The sequence below is a fragment of the Helicobacter salomonis genome (assembly GCF_900197775.1).
Lineage (GTDB): Bacteria > Campylobacterota > Campylobacteria > Campylobacterales > Helicobacteraceae > Helicobacter > Helicobacter salomonis.
This window is the reverse complement of record NZ_FZMA01000032.1, coordinates 1-1,516: the sequence shown is the minus strand read 5'-3', so window position 1 is coordinate 1,516 and position 1,516 is coordinate 1. Positions and strand designations below refer to the sequence as shown.

The window sequence follows — 1,516 nt, the reverse complement described above, 5'->3', positions numbered from 1 at the left end:
CAAATGGGCAATGACGAATTCAGTGCCCAATACCAACAAGAACCCATTGCTCTAGCTGGGGGCTATTTTGAAGAAGAGCATTACCACAATGTCTATTTACACCAATTAGGCACACTCAATACCTTCCTCTTTGTAGACAATGCTTTGAGCCTCAAACAGAGTGCAGATAATCGCGCCATTGTAGTGGTGGGAGTAGAAAACTACAAGCAGAGCGCGCGCTATTGTGTCTTAGATTGTTTCTGTGGGATTTGGAGTGAGGAAGACACGATTAATCACATTCTACAAGCCAAGCAGCAATACCCCCAAGCCAAGACCTATATTGAGAGTGAGGCAGGGGGGCTCGTGCTGCACCGCTTACTCATGGTCGAATTGGTCAAATTCAACCAACAGGCCAAGGAGGGCAACAAGCCCCTACTCAATGACTATGTCTATTGCTACACGCCCAGTCGTAAGGTGAGCAAGGTAGAGAAAATCAAAGCCATGCGCCCCTACTACAACACGGGCTTTCTAGTTTTTAGCCATGCCTGCCAAAATCAAGAGCAACTCAAAAAAGAGCTTTTTAGCTTCAATCCTGATAGACCTTATAAACAAGATGATTGTATCGATGCTCTAGCTAGTTGTTTGAACCACTCCGAGGTCAAAGCCCCTTTTGCCCCTAAGCAAGAGATCACACAGGGTAGAAATCCCTTTAAACCTAGGCCGACATGGAGGGTTTAGGGGAAGTTTGTTGTTTTAAGATTTTTGGGCTACAATGGTGTTAGTGGTCTTCCCCGCCCCTTAAGGGCGGAGATGGTTTTAATATAATGGTTGGGCAAGAACCACTAAAACCAGTAACACCACGAATAATTTCATGGTAGGGTCTCCTTTCCAGGAGGCCACCCACTGCACTCCTCGACCCGCTTATCAAGCTACTCCAAATCGCCCAAAGAAGATACCTACCACTGTAAGACGCATTCTACCCTAAAGGGCCTTAATCCTCTTAGCTTAGTCCTACCGCTTAATAGTTTAGAATAACGCTTTGGCTTTAGGCATGGGGTTACTTCATTGTGGCGTTCCCCGTGCTAGTGTGTGCATTCTGCACACACACAGATGCCAAGTTTCCCCTTAACTCGCGTTTTACTACCGCTTAATAGTTTAGATAACGGTTACTGCTCCGTATCACGCGTTTTTAACCCTTGTTTCTCTTTTCATTTCTGATTATCCTACCCCCATAAAGGGGTAAAATGGCAACTTTAGATTTTAAGAGATTAGCTGCAGATGGTATTGACAAGCGTAGAGTGCAATACCAAAGAGGGTTTAACACAGAGCCCCATGCTATATAAACTGCCTAAATTTCACCTCACAACTCCAAATGATGCGCGCTAGGATACTTCTGCCACTCTGAGCCTTTGGGCTTCTTGTTATCCTGCTCTTCTATGGCCTGCACTTGGCTGATTTCCTCACTGGTGGTGTGGGCCTGTACTAGAGCCCCTTGTTGGGAGTACTTCTGGGCTTTGGCTTGCAATTCTAAGATTTG

General features: G+C 45.7%; 1 pseudogene. It reads left to right on the top strand.

What is annotated here, in order from left to right:
- Positions 1-717: pseudogene (locus tag C6H04_RS05535) on the top strand (hypothetical protein); the annotation flags it as partial.
- Positions 718-1,516 lie beyond the last annotated feature (799 nt).